Raw genomic sequence first — 16,816 nt, 5'->3', positions numbered from 1 at the left:
TTATGGATTGGCGAACAGCTTGTCCATAAATTCATAGGTGAGCGGAGTCGTCTTCTTGAGCTCTTCCCGCGTGGCGTCGCTGTATACATACAAGCTGGCGGTCTCCGCAAAGTATTCGGTCGGATGGACCGACACGTAGCCGTCCCCGTTATAGTTGACATTCGCTTCCTGATTGAAAATGTTCTTGAATTCCTCGGTGCCGCTGATTTCATTGAAGACGATGCGGTCCACCGCATGCATGGTCTCGTGAATTTCCAGATTGAACGAATTGTGTCCCTGGCCCTTATTGCTGTAACCGATGCGGGCGGCGACAATCCGCTCGCTGACGCCGGGAACATCGTCCCATGTCATGCCGGTGCCTTCCCAGCCTCGCGGCGTAACGCCCTTCAAATAGCTTAACTCCGGTTCGTTCGTAATGATGTCGTTCGTCAGCTTGATTTTGACGCCCTTGTCATACAACTGGTTCAAAATGCGGGAGGGAATCTTGGCCAGCCGTTCCTTCATGGCTTCGGCTTCCTTGACATTATACTCGCTGCTTGGCAGCACGACTAATTTATCGATAATGGCATCCTCGGCGTGAACCGGATATACCGGCACCGTGAACAAGATAGCGGCCAATATAAGCAGGCCCAATAGACGCTTGTCCCATTTCATCGCAATCTCTCCTCTGAAGCCCGGCGTCTCTGCTTCCGCGATTCTTTCCATTCCATCCGGATTGGTAGAGTATAATCGCGCAGTTCGGCGCTTGCTTCAATATTGGTAGCTGGCTGGCTGAGCGCTGGCGGCGCTGAAGCCCCTATAGCTTTGCGTCCCTGCTTTTCAACAGGTTTGCCTTTGTCAATACGGAGTTGACCTGTTCCTTCGCTTGTCCATCCTAATGAAAAAGCCCCGCCTACCGAAGTAAGAAGGGCTTGGGAACGTTCGCGAAAGACACGTCAAGCTATCTCTATCGGTAACTGGCTGGCATAGCGAGTCATCTTCGCTGAAGCCCCTGTAGCTTTGCGTCGCCATCTTTCGATGGGTTTGCCTTTATCACTAGGATAGATATGCGATTGGAAGAAAAATCTAGTTATCTATCTACCTCTAGATTAATATTGATAGAATGGCTTGTCAAGATGAATCGGCGTGCGCGGACTTGGTTTCTGCGTGCTTTTTTTGCAGCTATTTGGGAGAAGCTAAGGAACTGGACTGGCCTTGGATCTGGTGGTAAAGTTTATGAGGAAAAGATGCGAAACAGAAAGATGCCTCTACGGGTGCTGTGCATGCAAAGGAGTATGAAACGTGACAATCAAAAGCTTTCTTAAGCTGGTCGAGCTTCAGACCAAAACGGCCAGCATGATCCCCTTCTTTATCGGCAGTCTGTATGCCGTATTTCGGTTCCAATCCTTCGAACTCAGCCATTTCTTGCTGATGTTGGCCTCTCTGCTGTCCTTCGATATGGCGACCACGGCGATCAACAACTATTACGATTACAAAAAGGCGATCAAAACCCATGGCTACGGCTATGAAGTCCATAATGCAATCGTGCAGTTCAAATTGAAGGAATCGACAGTCGTTGCCGCCATTATAACCCTGCTCGTAATCGCGATAAGCGCGGGGGTTGTTCTGTTCCTCCAGACCAGCCTGCTGATCCTGCTTTTGGGCGGATTATCGTTTTTGGTCGGCTTTTTGTACTCGCTTGGGCCGGTCCCCATCTCGCGCATGCCGCTGGGGGAGTTGTTCTCCGGACTGTTCATGGGGTTCGTTATCATCTTCATTTCCACCTATATTCATGTGGAAGATCATCAGCTGGCGGCCTTATGGCTGGAGGACTGGCATGTCAAGATCGATATCAACATCATTGAAGTGCTGCTGGTATTCCTTATCTCGATACCGGCCATTCTGTGCATTGCGAATATTATGCTGGCCAACAATATTTGCGATATGGAAGACGATGTGGAAAATAAGCGGTATACGCTTCCCGTCTATATCGGCAGGGCGAATGCGCTAGCCTTGTTCCGCATCATCTATTACGCTTCCTATCTGGACCTTATCGTTCTGTTCATTTTGAAGGTCAACCCCATTATTCTGCTGCTTGTCCTATGCACCCTCATCCCGGTGCAGCGCAATATTCGCGCTTTTCAGCAGAAGCAGACCAAGGAGCATACCTTCGTCTTGGCTGTCAAAAACTTCATCATCACGAATGTGGCCCGCATTGCCGCTCTGGGCGCAGCGATTTTGCTCAACCTGATATAGCCGTTTTTTATTTTTTGCCGCAACGCATCATCCCCCTGCTCCCGCATGATAGGCAGAGCAAGGGGGATGAATAGGTTGTGAGGGAATTGAGCGAAATACGGCCGTTCTCTCGCCCTCGGCCTCTACTTATTGGTGCTGTGCTGCTTGTTCGGCAGCTTGTTGCCCGGCGATCCTTTGCCCTGCCGCTGTTGATTGCGCTCCGCCTTCTCCTGCGTCTCCTTCAGCTTCTCGACAAAATCATGCGTATTTTCCATAGTCGGCACCTCCTTAGGCTCTTACTATTGCCAACTCCAATGATTTCATTCCGATGGCCCAGAGGGCAAAGATCGGGAGAACATAGCTCTGGATGGACAGGTTACCCGCGGTTCCGGTACTCCTGCTCCAGGATGCTCATCATAATGGAATCATGATACTCATGATTGTAATACAGGGCGTCGCGCTGCACGCCTTCGCGCCGGAAGCCCATTTTCTCGTAGACGTGAATGGCGCGTTCATTGAAGGCGAAGACGTTCAATTCAATCCGATGCAGCTGCAAAATGCCGAAGGCGTATTCCAGCAGCAAGCCGATCGCTTCGCTGCCGAACCCTCTGCCCTGATTGTCCGGCGCGTCAATCGCGATGCGCATGCTGGCGCTGCGGTTAATGCTGTCGATATCCTGAAGCTCAATATCCCCGATGACTTGATCGGATTCGCGGATCGCAATCAGCAGCAGCATGTCGGAAGCGGATTGCGTTTTGCCTTCGATATGGCGCGCGACCTGCTCCTTGGAAAAATGCCGCTGCGTTCCCGTTAATCGTCTCATTTCCGGTTCAAATAGCATGTAGTAATAAAGGTCCGCATCCTCCGGGCCGATCGGCCGTAAGTAGATGTCCTTGCCTTCAAGAAATCGTACAGGTGCGTCTGTTTTTGGTCTGCCAGTGGTCATGATTATTCCCCTCCTGAATGTTCTATTTCTACTATAGTCAAGAACTGTATACATAGAAATATACAGATTACCGTAAATCAAAGGGACAGAATGGCGCCTAGACCGGTGTGCCCGTTTTTTTGCACAGGTTCCCGCCTTGGGCAGAAAGGCGAGGGTAGGGGTTGCGGAAACGCTCAAAAAGCATTAGAATATAAAATAATTAAGATAGCTTAACTATTAAGGAAGTGGATGTATTGAAAAAGGCAAGCGACGAGCTTGTCCGTCTCGTCAAGGAGATGAATGAAGCGGATTACGCCATGAACGTCATGCTGCTTCAAGCTCATGAGTCGCTGATCGGCCCCGAGATTACAGCGAAGCAGACGATCTTGCTCGAGCTCGTTCACAAGCATGGGCGTCTGACGGTCAGCGAGCTTGCGGAGCGGATGAAGGTCTCCTCCAGCGCGGTCAGCCAGATCGTCAGCAAGCTGGAGAAGGCGAAGTATGTCAGCCGGGAGATCAATCCGGACAACCGGCGGGAAATCTTCGTTCGTCTGGACGAGCGCGGAGAGGAGCATTTCGCCCGGGAGGAGGAGTTCGAGCGGACCATTATCGACCGCTACTATTCCCAGCTCGAGTATGAAGAGGTCGTGGCATTGAAGAACATCGTCCTCAAGCTCAAAGGGATCGTAGAGAAGGAATGCAAGGGCGGGGCAGAGACGGATTGATTGCTTCAAGCCGAAATCGGATGAACACCCCCCGTGAAGGAGAGGGAGGGCTCTCCTTTGTCTAATTGTTAAGTCATCTTAATAATTAAGGTTATTCAATCATTTGTGGTTCGCGAGGATAATTATGGGAAAAGAGGAGTGCGGATATATGAAGATGAAACGGGAGCGGTTAGAACATTTGTTCAGCAAGTTGGAAGAACAGGGAGGAATGAGCGGGGTCTTCCTGGCCGCCGAGCAGGGCGAGATTATTTATCAGAGGGCCTTTGGGGAGGCTGACCTGGCGACGGGCCGGCGGGTGACGACGGGATCGGTATTCGATTTGGCTTCATTGTCGAAGCCGTTCACGGCGGCGGGAATCATGGTGCTCGCAGAGGAGGGCAAGCTGGGCTATGACGACCCGGCAGCCCAGTGGCTGCCGGAGCTTCCTTATCCGGGAATTACCATACGCCATCTGCTCTGTCATACGTCCGGGCTGCCGGACTTTATGCAGCTGTTCTGCGAGCATTGGGATCGGAAGCGAATCGCGACGAACGCCGACGTGCTGGCGAAGCTGGCGGAGCATCGGCCGCCGGCTTATTTCGAGCCGAATGAGAGATGGCTGTACAGCAATACCGGCTATGTGCTGCTTGCGCTGATTATTGAGCGGGCGACGGGCCGGACCTTTGCCGACTTCATGCGCGAGCGCGTCTTCCTTCCGCTCGGGATGAACGCTTCGAGAATCTACAGCCGGAGAGTGGAGGGCGACGCGATAGACAATTACGCCTACGGTTATGTGTATGATTATCATTCTTCCCGGTACGAGCTGCCTGACCTTGTGCCGGAGACGAAATATGTCGTCTACCTTGACGGCATCCAGGGCGATGGCGCAATGAGCTCGAACGTTCATGATCTGCTCGCCTTCGACCGGGCGCTCAGTGTAGGGAAGCTTATCGGCGGCCTATCGCTGGAGCAAGCGTATGCTCCCGTACGCTTGAATAATGGGGAGACAATCGACTACGGGTTCGGCTGGATATTAGAAGATAAGGAAGGTAAGGGGCGCATCGTCAGCCATAGCGGAGGATGGCCGGGGTATGCCTCCCTCCTGAACCGCTATCTTGAGGCCGATATGACGCTTATTTATTTGCGTAACCGGGAGCAGGATGTCGAATTCGACCAGGCGGTTATCGACGCCGCCGAACAAATTTTGTTCGACCAGCCTTATGAGATTCCTCAGCGGCCGCTAGAGAGACGGATTGCTTCCGTCGACCCGGGTTCATATCCGTGCTATGCCGGAGTATACCAACAGGAAGACGGAGAGGACGGCATCATCTCCGTCTTGATTGAGGACGGCCGGCTGTGCATGCAGACTCCCGGCACCGTGCGCGTGGAGCTGTATCCGGGCAGTGACGCGAGATTTTTCGTTCGGTCGATCCCGGTTGAAGTGAAGTTCGTCGTTCAGGCAGGACAGACGCGGGCGGAGAAGCTGGTCATCGTCGAGGAGGGACACGAGACGCATGCCGTACGGATCGGATAGCGCGCTTGCCCCTATCGAAGACGGGAATACAGTGCGGACCACGCATGTCAGAGGGAGAAATGAATCAGGATGGGGAGCATGAAGAGGATAGGGAACAGAGCGGCCAAAGGAGCGGTAATCATGATGATTGCAGGAATGGTCCTTTCCGGTATCGGCTGCGATCGGGCCGCATTCGCTGCGGCGGATCAGGCCCGTCTATCCGGGCCGGCCGATGCGCGTGAACTGGAGCGGTTTGCGGATGCTTTTTTTGAAGAGAGAGAACCGAAGGATGCCGGCGGCGCTGTCGTCGTCGTGGTCAAGGATGGGAAAGTGCTGCTGAAGAAGGGGTACGGGTATGCCGACATGGAACGGAAGGTGCCGGTTGATCCGGATAAAACTATATTCCGCATCGCCTCCGTCTCCAAGACATTTACGGCGGCCGCCGTCATGCAGCTTGCGGAGCAGGGGAAGATCGATTTGCACGCCGATATCAACCGCTATATGGGGGATATTCGCATTGACAATCCGTTCACGGAGCCCGTAACGATGCATCATCTGCTGACGCATACGTCTGGATTTCAAGTTACGTTGGAGACGATGGACGATTTCCCGGAAGATCTGTCCCGCACGGTCTCGATCCAATCTTATATTAAGGAAAGAATGCCGCCGGTGGTTCGCAAGCCGGGCGAAGCTTATATGTATGACAATTTCGCCTACATCCTGCAAGGCTATATTATAGAGCAAGTCTCCGGGATGCCATTCCATCAATATATGAAGGAGCATATCTTCAAGCCGCTAGGGATGGCGAGCAGCGATTTTCTGCTGACGAAGGAGGTGCTGGAGCCGCTGGCTGCCGGTTATGATCGTGGCGGCAAGCCGATTTCGGTGTATGGCGTAACGCCTACGGAGGAGCCGGACGGAGCGATGAACACGACCGGCAGCGATATGGCCCAATTCATGATTGCGCAATTGAATGGCGGCGCCAATAACCACGGCCGGATACTTCGTCCGGAGACGGTTGAGGCCATGCAAATCTACCGCGATCCGATACATCCGGCATTCCCTGATGCGACGTACGGCTTCGAGAGCGAGCCTGCGGCCAGCAACGGGCAGCATGTCATCTCCAAGGGCGGGGATCTGCTCGGCTTCGCCTCCTGCATATGGCTGCTGCCGGATCAGAAGACAGGCATATTCATCTCCGCCAATGCGGAAGGAATGCTGCGCTCGGACTGGTATGCGGCTTTCATGACTCAGTATTATCCGAAGGCGGATCAGGAACGGACATTCCTTCACACACCTAAGGATCAGCTTCGGCGGCTGGAGGGGGTCTATCTCGATCTGAGGTTGAACATTATGCAGACCACCGTTACGGCAACGGGAGACGGAGAACTGTTGGTCGAGGATGTGCTGGGGCGGCACACCGCGAAGCAGATCGATACGCTTCTGTTCCAGGACGAGGCTGGGAAGCTGCTTGCCTTCAAGGAGAATAGCGATCGTACGGTCGATTATTTGAAATACCGGAACCCGGTCAGCTACGCCAAGAAGAGCACGAAGCAAGCCTTCCGTGACGTGGCCCGGGACAGCCCTTATGCCTCGCATATTCATTATTTGCAGGCCATTGATCAGGCGGCGGGATTCAAGGATGGGACATTCCGTCCGGGCAAGCCGGTGACGCGGGCGGAATTGATCGCCCTTATAATGCGCGCGTTAGGCTATCCGCTGTCCGAGCAGCGGCCAGCGTACGCCGATGCGGCGAACCATTGGGCCCATGCGGAGATTCAGACGGCCGTTGAGCTCGGTCTGGCGGAAGGCTTATCGGAAGACCGGTTCGGTACGGAGGAGACGATCAGCCGGCAGGAAGCGGCAGAGATGATCGTACGCGGCATGGCGCCGATTCTGGAGAATGCCCGCCCGGATCTGAGCGGCGTGAAGCTGGCCGGGGCAACCGACGATACGTATGCGGACAGCGTGAAGACGATGGCGGCGTTGGAACTGTACGGGCCGGAAGTGAAGCTGCTCGCGGACGGGACCGTCGACTTCGCGTCCCGGCAGGCGATGACCCGCCAGGAAGCGGCGCTGGTCATGTCGAAGCTGATGGATTTGATGCTTAAGGCGATGTGACCTGGGATCAGAGCGAGGGCGGCATCCCCGCCATTCACGGCACTCGTGGCCGCGTCTTCCCGCCCGCGGGGCAAGGAAGTGCCAAGCCGCCAGCGCGTCAGGGAAGGAACCAAGCCGCCAGTCGGGAATGAACGGAAGTCTGGCCGATTGGTCTATTTCATGAGCGCCAGCCCCTGTATACTTTGATTATACAGATTCTCACCTTGTGAACAGGTCAGTGGAGGTTGCCATGCTGTTGATTCCGAAGCTTGATGATAAGAGCCCCATACCGCAATATTTGCAGCTTGTCGATTATATCAAACGCGAAATCGCCTCCGGCCGTCTGGCCGAGCAGACGCGGCTTCCTTCTATTCGAGCGCTGGCCGACTACTTGTCGCTCAGTCCGACGCCGGTGGAATTGGCTTATAACCAGTTGGCCGCGGAAGGATTCATTGCCAGCGTGCCGCGCCAAGGATATTATGTGCAGCATTTGCCGGAGCCGTATCTGGGGCTCGGGATCGGAGACGCGGAGCCGCAGCGGCATTCGCAAGCGGACGCCGTGACGAAGCGGGCCGCGCCCGCCCGTGACGCGAGGACGTATCCGTACGATTTTCATTTGTCCAGCATCGACGGCGCCCACTTTCCATACCGGGTGTGGCGAAGCATCTTCCAGGAGCTTCTCGTCCCGGAACGGAAGGAGCTGCTCTGGTACGGGGACCCGCAGGGAGAGCCGGGCTTGCGGGAGCAAATCGCGAAATATGCGCATCAATTCAGAGGAGTGCGCTGCACGAAGGAGCAGGTGATCGTCGGTTCGGATCCGCATGTCCTGCTGACGATGCTGGCCAAGCTGTTGCGGAAGCATGCCGGCCATATCGCCGTGGAGAATCCGGGCTATCTCCTCTGCCCGGCGACGTTCCGCCAGCAGGGCTACGAGGTGACCCCCGTATCGCTGGAGGACGACGGCATTCATATCGGCGAGCTCTATGACAGCGCCGCCCGCATCGTCTGCGTCACCCCGTCCCATCAATTCCCGCGCGGCATGATTATGCCGATAGCGAAGCGGCTTCAACTGCTGGAGTGGGCCCGGCGGACGAACGGCTTCATCATCGAGGACGACATTGACGGCGAGCTGCGCTATTACGGCCGTCCGATTCCGTCCTTGCAGGGGCTTCTCCCCGAATCCGATGTCATCTATCTGGGCGGGTTCGCCCAGGTGCTCGCTCCGGCGGTCGGCATTCATTATATGATCCTGCCGCCGTCGCTGCTGGAGGCTTACCAGGTCATGGAATACTACACGCTGTTCGAGCAATCGGCCCCCCGCTGGAACCAGCACGCGCTGCAGCTGTTCATGGAGCGGGGGCATCTGGAGAGGCATGTGCGCCGGATGCGCACCTTGTACCGGAACAAGCATGATCGTCTGATCACGGCGATCCGGCAGCATTTCGGGGCCCGCGCCGACATTACCGGAACGGATGCCGGGTTCCATATGCTGATGAGGTTCGAGAGTCCTCACAGCGATCAAGAGCTGGTGCGGCGGGCTAGAGAAGCCGGCATTCGCCTGGCCTCGGCGGCGTTCACCTGGCTGCGTCCGCCTGCGGAGAGCCGCCAAGAATTTTTCCTCGGCTTCGGCGGCATTCCGATCGACCGGATCGACGAGGGAATCTGCCGCCTGAGCGAGGTCTGGATAGAGGACTGACAGGAACGGGCACGGCTGCAAGCGGGCTGCGCCGCAGCCTGGCTAAGCGGCTCCAGTGCGGCCGGCTTGCCCGCGGGCACCGGAGCCTCACGGGCAGGAGGGAAGGCCTCCCGATCCTTCGCCTCGCCCTCAAGGAGCGGCTAGGATTGGAGGGGGATATAGATCTCGAACTCGTTCGTTACCCGATCCGGATCGTCAACAGCGGGATGGTAGCGTTGATCATAGCTTTCGAGACCGAGCACGGCCTTGTTTTTCTCATAGCCTTCCTGCCTTATCCAGTCAAAGCACCGCACATAGAAATCGGACACTTGGGCCATGGGGCCTGTGAAGGTGAAGCGGGCGTACCGTTGCGTCGGTATCGTAAGGCCGATCATTCCATCGGGCAGTCGACCCCAATCAGACACCTCTATACCGATATAATACGTAAAGTCCGTCGGGCGGTCATGGCTAGCCGCGACATATTGGAAGGGGTGGATCCGGTATTCAATCTCATGCACGCGTTCCGCGAACGCCCGCCACAGACCCGGAATTTCAGGCGCAGCCGAAAAAGGGCCCGTCCATCCCATTCCCGCTATTTTGAACTCCTTTTTGGTCACAATACTTCCTTCCATCGTTCATACACCATCCCCGCTTGATCATTTTTTCTTTCTCCTTTACGCTAGCAGTAAACTTGGTCAAAAACTGTCATAGTTCAAAAAAAAGTGACGGCAGGGGATGGACGTGGCAAAAAGCAGGCGGTTAATCGAACTGATGATGAAACTGAATTCAAAAAAAAGGTATACGGTACAGGAGCTGGCGGATGAGTTCGGCGTGTCTTATCGCACGATGTGGCGCTATCTGCAGGAGTTAAGCGCCATGGGGCTGCCTTTATACTCCGAGAGCGGGATACATGGCGGGTATCAGGTGCTGCCGGAACGGAAAGTCCCCTCCATTCCGGTCGGGAAGCAAACCGAGGTGAGAGGGAAGATGATCAGTAAGCCTTCTTTCCTGGTTTCGGGATTTGAATTTACGGCTCCCTATACGGCGTTCGGCGAGGTGGAGGTTTTGGCGCCCAGGCTATGGCTTGAATTGCTGCGCCGCCAGGAGGAAATTCCATGCGTCAATTCCAGCATACGCCTCGGGCTCTCTCATAATCGGGACAAAGAGTTCACCTATTATGTCACCTTAGAGGTAGAACATGTTGAACGGATTCCCGACGATTTTATTCAACTGCACATACCCGCGCGGATGTATGCTCTTTTCACGCACTATGGCTCTTTAGAGCGGGCGCACGTTCATGCGACCTATCATTCCATTTACCGCTGGCTGGAGAAGAATGGGCATGAACAGGATAGGGATGCGCTTATTATCGAGTCGTTCGATGAGCGCTTCGCGCCTTCCTCCCCCCACAATCAATATGATATCTACATCCCGATTCGTTGAACGGCAAGCTGGTTGATGAGGGAATGGCCGCCGCGTCCCTAGAAGCGGGAACGCAGCGGAGTGATTACAATTCCCCCCGATAGAGCCTCACCGAGCCGATTGTCCAGGACAAAAGATAGCATCCGCAGATGCCGCCGATGAGCAGCAGCAGGAGCAGCCAATCCTTCCAGGTCACCCGCAGGCGCACGTAATAGGGGCGCTCCCGCTTGCCGGTGAAGCCTTTGGAGAGCATGGCGACGGCGACGCGCTCCGACTTGCGGATAGCGGAGGCGAGGAGCGGGATGGCATACCGCTTCATGGCGCGCAGCCGGCCCCGCCAGCCGCGTTCCCGTTCCAGGCCGCGCATGCGGTGCGCATGCTGCAGAATCCGCAGCTCCTCCCGGAAGAACGGGAGGAAGCGGTAGCCTGCCAGGATGCCGTATGCCCACTTCGGCGACAATCTGCACTGCTGCATCAGGCTCAGCATGAAGCGGACGGGGTCCGTCGTCAGGATGAACAGCAGCGACAGCGCCGAGAAGATGAGCACCCGCAGTCCGAGCGAGAGCGCTTGATGCAGCGCTGCCGCCGTTACCGAGAAGGCTCCCCACTCCCATACCACGTCAGAAGCCCCGTCCGCTGCTGCGCGCGAAAGCAATAGCGCCGTCCATACATACCCGATACTCATGATCAGGAACGGAGCGAAGCCGAGCAGCCATTTCTTCCACGGCACGCGGCCAAGCGCGAATGTCATCGCTGCGGTCCAGATGAGCGCCAGCAGCGGCGTGATCGGATCAAGGGTCAGCGACAACAGAATAACGGCAATGATGACCGCCAATCCCTTCATGCTCGGATTCCATTCCTGCAAGCTCAGCATGCTTCTCCCTCCTGTTCCCGATGGGCCCGGCCACCCTGCCGGCTGCCGCGCAGCGGAGCGGCGGCAGCAGCTGGCAGTCCGCCGCCAGCTCCGCATGGTCCGCCCACAGCGAGGCGGGCGGTCCGTCATAGGCTGCGCGTCCGTCCCGGAGGACAAGGATGCGATCCGCATACGCATAGGCCAGCTCCATATCATGCGTAATCATGATAACCGCGTTCCCGCGCCGGACCCGTTCCCCGAGCATATCCATCAGCTCGCGGGTCGTGTCGGCGTCCTGGCCGTAAGTCGGCTCGTCCAGGATGAGCAGCCTCTGCTCATCGGTCAGCGCCGAAGCGACGCTCAGCCGCCGCTTCTGGCCTTGGCTGAGCGAGAACGGGCTCGCCTGGGCGGCATTCTCCAGCCGCAGGCGGCGCAGCGCTTCCTGAACCGCCTGCTCGATCGCGGCCGGCGCAATGCCCTGCAGCCGGAGCCCGAAGGCAAGCTCATCGGCGACCGTATCGGTAATGAATTGATGCTCCGGATTTTGGAAGACGTAGCCGATCCAGGTCCGGAGCTCCTTCTCCGTGTAGTCGCCGAGAGGCCGTCCCTGCAGCCGGACCATTCCGGCCTCCGGCTCGTTGAGCCCGGCCAGCAGCGAGGCGAGCGTCGATTTGCCCGCCCCGTTCGGCCCGGCGATGGCGACCCATTCTCCCGCGCGCACGGTCAGCGAGATCCCGTCCGCCACCGGGCGGCCGCCGCGCCGGAAGCGCAAGCCTTCCGCCTCCAGCAGAGGGGCGGGTCCGCCTCCGGCCCGCACTCCGGCTACCCTGCAGCCGGACGGGGAAGGCGCGGCGAGCGCCCGCAGCGCGCGCTCCCGGCCCGCCTCGCTCCACCGGGCCAGCTCGGCGGCGAGGTCCTGCTCCGTCAACACCGCCGCCTTCGCCGGCGGTTCCTCGCCCGGGACAAGCCGCCTCAGCTCGCGGTACAGCCGGAGCGGACCCGGCTGCCAGATGCCGGGCGCTTCCGGCGCCGCGCCGGCATAATACGCGGCGGGCGGCCCGTCGTAAGCGATGGCGCCGGCGGCGTCCATCACGAGCAGCCGGTCCGCCTGGCCGATCCACTCGTCGATCTGATGCTCGATGACGAGCACGGCCAGACCGCGCGCCCGGGCGAGCTCGCGGACGTATGCCGCGAACTGTCTGCGGGACGCCGGGTCAAGATTCGATGTCGGCTCGTCGAGCACGAGCAGGCGCGTCTCCATCGCGATGGCGCAGGCCAGCGCCAGCCGCTGCTTCATGCCGCCGGACAGCTCGTGAATCGGCGCCTCGCGCCAGGGGGCGAGGTCCACCGCCGCCAGCGCCCCGCTGATGCGGCCGTCCATCTCCTCCCGCGGACAGCCGAGGTTCTCCAGGCAGAAGGCGATCTCCTCCTCGACCCGCAGCAGGCAGAATTGGCTCTCGAAATCCTGGAACACGATGCTGGCCGCCCAAGGCGCGTTCCCCGCCGCCCGCTCGCTGACCGGCTTCCCGTACACCAGCACCCGGCCCTGCACCTCGCTGTCGATGGCGTGAGGGTACAGCCCGGCCAGGCAGAGGGCGAGCGAGCTCTTGCCGCAGCCGCTCGGCCCGAGCAGCAGCGCCGTCTCCCCGTCGCCGATGCGGACGTCGATGCCGCACAGGATCGGATCCGCGCCCGCCTCGAGAGCGAGCGTCAGCCCCTCGGCCTGGATCGCCGCCACGCGCCCGCTCATGCGGCTCATATCCACGCGGCTCATGCGGCGCGAGAGCCTTCCTTCGCGATTGGATAGCTGCGCAGCACGCCGGTCCGCTTCAGCGACTGGGCGATGCCGTGGCCGAGCAGCCCTGCGATGAGCGCCCCGCTGACGCAGCGGACGGCCAGCATCGCGATGACGAGGCCGGCGGAGTATGCGCCGAAGCCGCTGCGGAAGTAGCCCCACGCGAAGCTGAACAGGGCCGCCCCGACCCCGGCCAGCATCAGCGTCCTCAGGCTGTAGCTGCGGTAGCGGGTGGCCGCGAAGGCCGCTTCAGCGCCGAGCCCTTGAATGAGGGCGGACACGATCAGGATCGGTCCGACCGCGTTGCCGATCAGCACCTCGACGACGCCGGCCACCGTCTCCGAGATGACGGCGGCGCCCGGCTTGCGCAGAATCGTGGCGGCGATAATCGATACGATGAACCAGATGCCGAAGATGACTTCGTAGCCCATCGGCCCCATGAAGCCGACCAGGATATTGCCGACCTGGAAGAACAGCAAATAGACAACGGCAAAGACGACAGACAGCGAGCTGAGCATGACGATATCTTTTAATTTCCAACGTTGCATCGGTATATGGATCTCCCTTCCGCTTCCCGCGTTCATGACTTCCGGCTCGGGCTATGCGCCGAAATATTCGCCGTCAGCACGATATGAGCGCTGTCGCTTGTCCGCGCCCGCTCGAAGGCATGCTCCAGCGTCGCGAACACGTCATGCGCGTCGCCCTGCAGCCCGCTCGCATAATGCACCCCCTTGGTGAAGGTGCCTTCTTCCCGGGCAAGACCGATAATGTCAGAGATGGTATCCATATAATCCGGCGTGCCGAGCGGATAGAGCGAGAACTGCGCATCCGTCCGGACCGAGATCAGGCGGGAGAGGTCTTCATTCAGGCGATGGGCGTCCTCTGTCATGCAATAATCGGCTTCGCTGTCGCCGGGGCAGCCGACCGAAAAGGTCGCATTCAGCACGGTATGAACGCCCGACCGGGCGCAGTGGAGAAAGATTGACTTCACCACGTCGAACACATGCTCCGTCTTGCCGCGGACGCAGGTGCTCACCTCATCCGTCTTCGACCATACTTTGGACAGGTCCGTTGCCTCCAAGGCGCCGAGAATCAGCTCCACGAACCGATCGCTCATCGGATAGAGCGAGAACCGGCAGCCGGCGATCTGGCCGGTGCCGCACATCGATTTTTTCATTGCGAATTCCTCCCGTATCTGCGAATGATCGAAAAACAGCAAAAAACCGCACTTCCGGGAAGTGCGGTTCGCCATACGGAAGAACGGCTGCCAGGAAGGAAACCCTCCTTCGGCGGGCGCGAATCATCGTAATCTGCCTACACTTCCCCACGCTAGTATTATCTAGTTCGGGTCGTAAGGGTTAACAGCGATCCGCTGTCTCTCAGCCTGCGAGCAAGCACCCCTAGTGTTCACGGATATGCGGTTGGCTTTGCTTCTTTCACGCTTCCCATTATACCGGGACCGTCCTGAATGTAAAGACTCTTTTCGGGAAAAGGCGCTTTTTCATCGTCCTTCCCGATCATCTTCCGGTATAATGAAAAGAAATGTCATCGCTTGGAATCGAGAGAATACGAGGGAATCTTCATGAATTCAATGACGCACGGCCTGAACCTTCCCGGATATGAAGCAGATAAAATTATATATGAGGACCCTTACCTGTACGTCTGTTACGCCTATGCGGCGAAGCGGAAGCAGCCCGCCCTGCTCAAGGTAGTGAAGGAAGGCAGCCGCACCATCATCGAGAACGCGAAGCTGCTGCATGAATACGAAGGCGCCGCTCGCGTGCCTGTCGACGGCATCCTGCGGCCGGTGACGGTCGTGCCGCATGGCCACGCCCTCATCCTGGAGTATGAGCCGGTGAACGGGGTAACCTTGCGGCGCTACTTCGAGATGCAATCCGTATCGCTCAACGAGTTCCTGGAGCTCGGCATCGGCATATGCCGGATGATCGAGGCGCTCCACCAGCAGCAGGTGCTCCATCTCAATCTCAAGCCCGATACGCTCCTTGTGCAGATGGTGACGAAGCGAATCTATGTGACCGGCTTCGGATATGCCTTGTTCCTGCGGCAGGATGGGGGACAGCCGGTGAAGCGCCCGCTGCTGGAGGGCAATCCGATCTATATGTCCCCGGAGCAGACCGGGCGCATGAACTGCGATCTCGGCCCGTACTCGGATCTGTACTCCCTGGGCATGACCTGGTATGAACTGCTGGCGGAAGAGCTGCCATTCGAGGCGGACAACGCGCTCGCCTGGTCGCATGCGCATATGGCGCGGCGCCCCGTGCCGTTAATCGAACGGAGGCCGGACCTGCCCCCGGAGCTGGCGGAGATCGTGATGAGGCTGCTGGAGAAGGACCCGGAAGCGCGCTATCCGGATGCGCGCACGCTGCGCGTCGCGCTGGAGGAATGCCTGGAGGGGCGGCGGAACAGCCACGCATCGGAGCTGCCGGAGGGAACGTTGCGGGATCAGGCTGCGCCGGCGCGGCAGCTATCGGTGACAGCGCTCTACCCTGACGATCCGGGGCCTATCCTGCCGCACCCTGCGCTTGGCCAGGCCGGTGACGCTCCGCTGTTCGGCTTGAGCGGCCCGTTCGCGGGGCATGACGGCGGCGGCTATCCGCAGACGCTGGATCTGGCGGCGGTCGTCCAGTCCTCCCGCTGCTTCGCGGAGGGTTGGGCCGGACGCGGACTGGCGGATAAGCTGCTCGCCACGATTCTGATGCAGGCCGGAGCGGGGCAGGGGCATCTCATCGTCTTGCGCCAGGGCACGCCTTACGCGGAAGCGTCGATAGATACGGACAGGGACGGGATGAGCGAGTGCGGCGAATTCCGGCCTTGTCCGCTGGGCGAGTTCGGCGCCGTGCCGGAGGAGCTTGTCCGCGCTGCGCTTCAAGCGGGCGAGCCGATGCTGCTGCGCACCGAGAGCGGGAAGCGCTCCGGCAGTTCGAAGCCGCATGGGCCGGCGGCGTTCGCGCCCGAAGAGAGGGCCGGCCGCCCGGCCTCTGTGCTGGCGCTGCCGATTCGGCTTCATGACCAGGTGAGGGGCTGCCTGTATCTGGTCAATGGACGGACGCGGCACGCCTTCGTCCCGGGACGTCAGGGAACGCTGCACACATTGGCTTGCCAGCTGCTGTACGTGGCGGAAGCCCAGGGCAGAATGCAGCTGCCGTCCAAGGAGGAGCTGCAGCGGCTGGCGAAGGTGGAGGAGCTCACCGCCCGCGAACGGGAGGTGCTCAGCCTGCTGGCCCGCAGCCTCTCGAACAAGGAGATTGCCGAAGAACTGCTGGTGTCGGCCGAGACGGTGAAGGCCCATATCAAAAACCTGTTCAAGAAGCTCGGGGTCGATCGCCGCATGAAGGCGGTCTCCGTCGCCAAAACGCTCGGCTGGCTGGAGGAGCGGGGGCCCTAGCCGAAGATGACAACATCGGGTCCATACCGCCCGCAATCTGTTGATCCGGAACAGACTGTAAGAGCCGGCCGCCAGGGAATCCTGGCGGCTTTTTTGCTTGTTCCGGTCCCGCGGCCCGGCTCCGCCCGCGCAGGGCGAATCCGTTCGATCCTTCCGCGGAGACAATTGACGCGGCTCCCCCGGCGCAGTACGATGACAGGAGAAGCTCC

The 16,816-nt window shown here is 58.8% G+C and carries 15 protein-coding genes and 3 riboswitches; of the genes, 7 read left to right on the top strand and 8 right to left on the bottom strand.

All coding sequences use genetic code 11. The features are described from left to right. Positions 1-654, bottom strand: coding sequence for an anthrax toxin lethal factor-related metalloendopeptidase (locus L6439_RS27290; RefSeq protein ID WP_213470969.1), 654 nt, complete (start codon positions 652-654; stop codon positions 1-3). 101 nt (positions 655-755) lie between these two features. Further along, positions 756-843, bottom strand: a riboswitch (cyclic di-GMP riboswitch). Positions 844-948: 105 nt separating this feature from the next. Beyond that, a riboswitch (cyclic di-GMP riboswitch) is annotated at positions 949-1,038 on the bottom strand. Positions 1,039-1,281: 243 nt separating this feature from the next. Between L6439_RS27290 and menA the strand changes: the two genes are divergently transcribed. Beyond that, on the top strand, positions 1,282-2,235 hold the full coding sequence (menA, locus tag L6439_RS27285; protein WP_213470967.1) for a 1,4-dihydroxy-2-naphthoate polyprenyltransferase: 954 nt from the start codon (positions 1,282-1,284) through the stop codon (positions 2,233-2,235). Between the two features lie 122 nt (positions 2,236-2,357). Here menA and L6439_RS27280 read toward each other — a convergent pair whose 3' ends face one another. After that, positions 2,358-2,489: a DUF4023 domain-containing protein gene (locus tag L6439_RS27280; RefSeq protein ID WP_213470965.1), complete on the bottom strand. Its 132-nt coding sequence runs from the start codon at positions 2,487-2,489 to the stop codon at positions 2,358-2,360. A 101-nt stretch (positions 2,490-2,590) separates the two neighbouring features. Beyond that, complete coding sequence (locus L6439_RS27275; RefSeq protein ID WP_168181787.1) at positions 2,591-3,160, bottom strand: GNAT family N-acetyltransferase; 570 nt, start codon at positions 3,158-3,160, stop codon at positions 2,591-2,593. A 233-nt stretch (positions 3,161-3,393) separates the two neighbouring features. Here L6439_RS27275 and L6439_RS27270 point away from each other — a divergent pair, with 233 nt between their 5' ends. The 4 genes from L6439_RS27270 (at position 3,394) to pdxR (ending at position 9,152) form a co-directional block, all read left to right on the top strand. After that, a complete protein-coding gene (locus L6439_RS27270) occupies positions 3,394-3,864 on the top strand; it encodes a MarR family winged helix-turn-helix transcriptional regulator (protein WP_168181786.1) in 471 nt (156 codons plus the stop codon). Between the two features lie 148 nt (positions 3,865-4,012). Continuing rightward, entirely contained in the window at positions 4,013-5,377 is a 1,365-nt protein-coding gene (locus tag L6439_RS27265) for a serine hydrolase domain-containing protein (RefSeq protein WP_213470963.1), read from the top strand. Positions 5,378-5,497: 120 nt separating this feature from the next. Further along, positions 5,498-7,477 carry a serine hydrolase domain-containing protein gene (locus L6439_RS27260; RefSeq protein WP_213470961.1) on the top strand — a complete coding sequence of 660 codons (1,980 nt, stop codon included), beginning with the start codon at positions 5,498-5,500 and terminating at the stop codon, positions 7,475-7,477. 229 nt (positions 7,478-7,706) lie between these two features. Next, positions 7,707-9,152 (top strand): MocR-like pyridoxine biosynthesis transcription factor PdxR, encoded by a 1,446-nt coding sequence (pdxR, locus tag L6439_RS27255; RefSeq protein WP_213470959.1) that lies wholly within the window; start codon positions 7,707-7,709, stop codon positions 9,150-9,152. A 140-nt stretch (positions 9,153-9,292) separates the two neighbouring features. Here pdxR and L6439_RS27250 read toward each other — a convergent pair whose 3' ends face one another. Next, complete coding sequence (locus L6439_RS27250; RefSeq protein WP_213470958.1) at positions 9,293-9,763, bottom strand: GyrI-like domain-containing protein; 471 nt, start codon at positions 9,761-9,763, stop codon at positions 9,293-9,295. Between the two features lie 109 nt (positions 9,764-9,872). On the opposite strand from L6439_RS27250, the gene L6439_RS29575 reads away from it, so the two are divergent. Then, positions 9,873-10,574, top strand: a complete 702-nt coding sequence (locus L6439_RS29575; protein WP_168181781.1) for a GyrI-like domain-containing protein — start codon at positions 9,873-9,875, stop codon at positions 10,572-10,574. A 64-nt stretch (positions 10,575-10,638) separates the two neighbouring features. On the opposite strand, the gene L6439_RS27235 is transcribed toward L6439_RS29575, so the two are convergent. The 4 genes from L6439_RS27235 to L6439_RS27220 are packed head-to-tail and all read right to left on the bottom strand — an operon-like array spanning position 10,639 to position 14,378. Then, on the bottom strand, positions 10,639-11,427 hold the full coding sequence (locus L6439_RS27235) for an energy-coupling factor transporter transmembrane component T family protein (RefSeq protein WP_213470957.1): 789 nt from the start codon (positions 11,425-11,427) through the stop codon (positions 10,639-10,641). Beyond that, on the bottom strand, positions 11,345-13,180 hold the full coding sequence (locus L6439_RS27230) for an ABC transporter ATP-binding protein (protein ID WP_213470955.1): 1,836 nt from the start codon (positions 13,178-13,180) through the stop codon (positions 11,345-11,347). The genes L6439_RS27235 and L6439_RS27230 overlap by 83 nt, the downstream gene beginning before the upstream one ends. Beyond that, positions 13,177-13,749 (bottom strand): ECF transporter S component, encoded by a 573-nt coding sequence (locus tag L6439_RS27225; protein ID WP_168181106.1) that lies wholly within the window; start codon positions 13,747-13,749, stop codon positions 13,177-13,179. The genes L6439_RS27230 and L6439_RS27225 overlap by 4 nt, the downstream gene beginning before the upstream one ends. Before the next feature lie 32 nt (positions 13,750-13,781). After that, on the bottom strand, positions 13,782-14,378 hold the full coding sequence (locus tag L6439_RS27220; protein WP_213470953.1) for a YkoF family thiamine/hydroxymethylpyrimidine-binding protein: 597 nt from the start codon (positions 14,376-14,378) through the stop codon (positions 13,782-13,784). 127 nt (positions 14,379-14,505) lie between these two features. Continuing rightward, a riboswitch (TPP riboswitch) is annotated at positions 14,506-14,613 on the bottom strand. Positions 14,614-14,783: 170 nt separating this feature from the next. On the opposite strand from L6439_RS27220, the gene L6439_RS29400 reads away from it, so the two are divergent. Beyond that, positions 14,784-16,607: a protein kinase domain-containing protein gene (locus tag L6439_RS29400; protein WP_213470951.1), complete on the top strand. Its 1,824-nt coding sequence runs from the start codon at positions 14,784-14,786 to the stop codon at positions 16,605-16,607. The last annotated feature ends 209 nt before the right edge of the window (positions 16,608-16,816 follow it).

Source organism: Paenibacillus dendritiformis, from assembly GCF_021654795.1.
In the GTDB taxonomy this organism is placed as follows: Bacteria; Bacillota; Bacilli; order Paenibacillales; family Paenibacillaceae; genus Paenibacillus_B.
This window is presented reverse-complemented; position numbering and strand designations above follow the sequence as displayed.